General features: G+C 32.4%; 5 protein-coding genes. All 5 read left to right on the top strand.

Annotation, left to right across the window (positions count from 1 at the left end; genetic code table 11):
* Window positions 1-329, top strand: a 329-nt coding sequence (locus J7M77_RS05165; protein WP_296876693.1) for a DNA-processing protein DprA, incomplete at its 5' end; no start/stop codon positions are given.
* A 75-nt stretch (window positions 330-404) separates the two neighbouring features.
* Window positions 405-2,477 carry a type I DNA topoisomerase gene (gene topA / locus J7M77_RS05160; RefSeq protein ID WP_296876691.1) on the top strand — a complete coding sequence of 691 codons (2,073 nt, stop codon included), beginning with the start codon at window positions 405-407 and terminating at the stop codon, window positions 2,475-2,477.
* A 45-nt stretch (window positions 2,478-2,522) separates the two neighbouring features.
* Window positions 2,523-3,827 (top strand): methylenetetrahydrofolate--tRNA-(uracil(54)-C(5))-methyltransferase (FADH(2)-oxidizing) TrmFO, encoded by a 1,305-nt coding sequence (gene trmFO / locus J7M77_RS05155; protein WP_296876689.1) that lies wholly within the window; start codon window positions 2,523-2,525, stop codon window positions 3,825-3,827.
* Window positions 3,808-4,716 carry a tyrosine recombinase XerC gene (gene xerC / locus J7M77_RS05150; protein WP_296876687.1) on the top strand — a complete coding sequence of 303 codons (909 nt, stop codon included), beginning with the start codon at window positions 3,808-3,810 and terminating at the stop codon, window positions 4,714-4,716. Before trmFO ends, xerC begins: the two co-directional genes overlap by 20 nt.
* 162 nt (window positions 4,717-4,878) lie before the next feature.
* The coding region (locus J7M77_RS05145) for a 30S ribosomal protein S2 (protein WP_296876695.1) at window positions 4,879-5,000 on the top strand (122 nt) is incomplete at its 3' end.

Here is a 5,000-nt window from a genome sequence, read left to right as displayed (position 1 = left end):
TTGATTATTGCTATCCTGGTTCAAATCTAAAATTATATGAGAATTTAATCAAAAATCAGCTTGTTTTAAGTGAATACCCAGGAGTGTTAGTCCCTAGAAAGGAAAATTTTCCTAGACGAAATCGCATAATTTCAGGATTAAGTGAATCTATATTAGTAATTGAAGCAAACCAAAAAAGCGGGACGATGATCACTGTTGGTCATGCTTTAGATCAAGGTAAAGATATTTTTGCCATTCCAAGTCGCATCGATGATGCTCGTGGCTGTAATTTTTTGATCCAGCAGGGCGCAAAATTAGTAATGAATGTCCAGGATATTATAAGTGGATAGAATGTTTTTAAAATTAAATATTGACAAATCTAAAAAAACCAATAATAATTGTGTTAATCACGTGGAGGGAATAAAATGAGTAAAAAATTAGTCATTGTCGAATCGCCGTCCAAGTCAAAAACAATTGAAAAGTATTTAGGAAGTGACTATGTAGTTACTTCTTCAAAAGGACATGTCCGCGATTTGGCTACTTCAGGTAAAGAAGGATTAGGTATTGATGTTGAAAATAACTTTCAACCTAAATATGTTATAAATAAAGACAAAAAAGAAGTTGTTAAAGAATTGAAACAGTTAGTAAAAAAAGCTGATGATGTTTATTTAGCAACCGACCCTGATCGCGAAGGTGAAGCTATTTCTTGGCACTTGGCTCAGGTTTTAAATGTTGATATGGATAAAGAAAATCGGGTCGTGTTTAATGAGGTTACTAAAGATGCAGTCGTTGATGCTTTAAATCATCCCCGTAAGATTGATCAAAATTTAGTTAAATCTCAAGAAACTAGACGAGTATTAGATCGTATCATCGGTTTTAAATTATCTAAACTGTTACAAAAGAAAATTAAATCTAAAAGTGCGGGTAGAGTACAATCGGTAGCATTAAGATTAATTGTTGAAAGAGAACGCGAAATTGAAGCTTTTGTTCCAGAAGAATACTGGAAAGTAAAAGCAGAATTTGAAAAAGATCAAATTGAATTTACTGCCGAACTGGCAAAATATTGTAACAAAAAAATTGAAATCAAAAACGAAGAACAAGCTAATGAAGTTTATAGTGCTTTAAATAAAGAATTTGAAGTTGGCAGTGTTAAAAAGACAACGAAAAAAAGAGAATCAAAACCACCATTTATTACTTCAACTTTACAGCAGGAAGCTTCTTCTAAATTAGGTTTTAAAGCAAGAAAAACAATGATGATTGCTCAAAAACTATATGAAGGGATTGCTTTAGAAGATGAAACAGTTGGTTTGATTACTTATATGCGTACTGATTCAACAAGACTTTCTGATGTTTTTGTAAGTTCGGCTAAAGACTATATTGAAGAAAAATATGGTAAAGATTATCTTGGCCGTGTTAAGACCAGCAAGAAAAAAGAAAATGTTCAAGATGCCCATGAAGGGATTCGTCCTACTAGTGCTTTAAGGACACCAGAAAGTATTAAAAAATATTTAAGTAAAGACGAATTAAAATTATATTCATTAATTTATGCTCGGGCGATGGCTTCAATTATGGCACCAGCTAAATTTGATGCTACTTCAGTAGTGTTATTAAATAATGGATATGAATTCAAGACTAGTGGATCAGTAATTAAATTTGATGGTTATTTACGTGTTTATGGTGATTATGAAAAACAGACAAATGAAATTCTGCCTGAATTAAAAGACAAAGAAATGTTAGAAAGTAAAAAGATTGAAAAAACTCAGCATTTCACTAAACCGCCAGCAAGATATAGTGAAGCTAGATTGATTCGAGAAATGGAAGAATTAGGAATTGGTCGGCCAAGTACTTATGCCTTGATCATTGATACAATTCAAACTCGCGGTTATGTTGAATTAGTAGATCGTGCTTTTAAACCGACTGAATCAGGAATTCTTACTAGTGATCGTTTAACTCAGTATTTTGATGATATCATTAATGTTGAATATACAGCTAAGATGGAACATGAACTTGATGATATTGCCGAAGGAGAAGATGATTATGTTCATGCTTTAAGTACTTTCTTGGATAAATTCCAGCCATTATTAGATGAAGCGTATGATAAAATGGAAGTAATTGCTCCTAAAAAAACGGGAGAAAAATGTCCAGAGTGTGGTCATGATCTGGTTGAACGCAAAGGACGTTTCGGTACATTTGTTGCTTGTGAAAATTATCCAGAATGTAAATACATTAAAAAAGATCCGGTTAAATTAGAATATACCGGTGAAGAGTGCCCTAAATGCGGTGGTAAAATGGTCTTTAAAAATGGTCGCTTTGGACGCTTTGAAGCCTGCTCTAATTATCCGGAGTGTAAGTATATTAAAAATTCGAAAAAGAAAGAACCGGTTATGACTGATGAAGTATGTCCTAACTGTGGTTCGCCGGTAGTTATTAAACAAGGACGTTGGGGTGAATTTAAAGCTTGCTCTAATTATCCTAAATGTAAGACAATTATAAAGTAGAACAGTGGTTCTACTTTTATTTCTTTATTAAATAGAGGTGAAAAAATGGAAAAAATCGTTAATGTAATTGGTGCCGGGTTGGCTGGAGTTGAAGCCTGTCATCAGTTGGTCAAAAGAGGAATTAAGGTTCGTTTATATGAAATGCGTCCTAACCAAATGACACCAGTTCATCATAGTGATAAATTTGCAGAACTAGTATGTTCTAATTCACTTAGAGCTGATGGATTGAATAATGCCGTTGGGGTTTTAAAAAAAGAAATGGAAATGCTTGATAGTATCGTAATTAAATACGCTAGAAAACATCAAGTTCCTGCAGGTGGTGCTTTGGCAGTAGATCGTGAAAATTTTTCAGCTGCAATTACTAACTATATTAGTAATCATCCGTTAATTGAATTAATTCATGAAGAGGTAACAGAAATATTAGATGGTCCAACGATTATTGCTTCAGGACCCCTTACTAGTGATTCGCTAGCAAAAGCTATTAAAGAAAAATTAGGGGAAGAATATTTTTATTTTTTTGATGCTGCAGCCCCAATCATTACTAAAGAAAGCATTAATTTTGATGTTGCATATTATAAATCACGCTATGATAAAGGTGATAATGAATATATTAACTGTCCTTTAAATGAAGAACAGTTTAATGATTTTTATGAAAATTTGATTAATGCCAAGGTTGTTAAACCTAAAGATTTTGAAGAAAAGTTTTTTGAAGGCTGTATGCCATTTGAAGAAATGGCACGTCGGGGCAAACAAACATTATTATTTGGACCAATGAAACCGGTAGGCTTAAATAAACCTGACGGCTTACGTCCTTATGCTGTAGTTCAGCTTAGACAAGATAATGTTCAAGCTAGTTTATATAACATTGTTGGATTCCAGACTCATTTAACCTGGCCGGAACAAAAAAGAATTATTCAAATGATCCCCGGATTAGAAAATGCACAGTTTGTTCGTTATGGCGTTATGCATCGTAATAGCTATATTTGTTCGCCTAAGTATTTATTACCAACTTATCAGTTAAAAGATGCGCCAGAAACATTTATTGCTGGTCAAATTACTGGGGTTGAAGGTTATGTTGAATCGGCCCAAAGTGGAATGATGGCAGGGATAAATATGGCAAGATTGTTAGAAAATCAAGAAGCAATCACTTTCCCTAAAGAAACAGTTATGGGAGCTTTAGCTAATTATATTACTAATGCTTCAAAAACTGATTTTCAGCCGATGAAAGCTAATTTTGGGATCTTGCCTGAATTAACGATCAAAGTGAAAAAGAAAGAAAGAAAAGAAGCTTATGCGAAAAGAGCTTTAGAAATCATGGAGAAATTCATTGATGATAACCAGCTTGGATAAATTAGAACAAGATTTTTTAGATTATCTAAATTATCAAAGACGATATTCTAATAAAACCTTAGAATCATATCGACGAGAAATCGATCATTTTAAAAATTATTTAAATCAGGAAATGATTTCTAGTTATCAAGAAGTAACTTATAATTTATTAAGGGGTTATTTAACTAAATTGCATGAACAAAATTTAGCTAAATCTTCAATTAATCATAAATTAAGTGCCTTGAGAAGCTTCTATAATTACTTGTTAAAAGAAGAATTAATTGATGATAATCCTTTTTTATTAATTGAATCACAAAAAGTAGCTAAACGGAACCCAGATTTTTTATTTTTAGAAGAAATGATCGAGTTTCTTGACAGTATTGATACAAGTAATGATTTAGGAATCCGGAATAAAGCGATGTTAGAACTAATGTATGCTTCCGGACTTAGATGCTATGAAGTAGTCAATTTACAAATCAGTAATCTGGATTTGAATCAAATGATTGTTTTAGTTCATGGTAAGGGAAATAAAGATCGTTATGTTCCTTTTAATCAAGAGGCTTGTTCTTGGCTGGTTTTATATATCAATGAAGCCAGAGTGAATCTGATGACAAAAACAGAGGGGCATAATTTTGTCTTTGTCAATAAATTTGGTAAACCATTAACTAATCGTGGGGTAGAAAATATTGTTGATCGTTTAATGAAAAATTATGATCCGACTAAAAAAATTCATCCTCATACAATTCGCCACTCTTTTGCGACCCATTTATTGGATGCTGGGGCTGATATTCGAACAGTTCAGGAGTTATTGGGACATGAAAATCTGTCAACTACCCAGATTTATACACATATTTCTAAAGAACATTTAAAAGAAGTTTATCAAAAAGCGCATCCACGAAATAGTGAATAAATCGTAATTTTTTAATCACAATATGCTTGTAAGAGTTAAATTTTTGTGGTAGAATAACTTGCGTATGAAAAATACACACATTATGAATTCATTTATCTAGTGCCAATTGGTGATAAATGTTCGAAATAATGGAGGAAAAAACAAAAAGGAGGAAGAAGTTACATGTCAGTAATTTCAATGAAAAAATTATTAGAAGTTGGTGTTCATTTCGGACATCAAACAAAAAGATGGAATCCTAAAATGGCTCCATACATTTTTACATCTAGAAACGGAATCTATATTAT

The organism is Thomasclavelia sp., assembly GCF_017889095.1.
Classification (GTDB): domain Bacteria; phylum Bacillota_I; class Bacilli_A; order Erysipelotrichales; family Coprobacillaceae; genus Thomasclavelia.
Note: the sequence above shows the minus strand (reverse complement) of the source record. Positions and strands in the feature narration are given on the sequence as shown.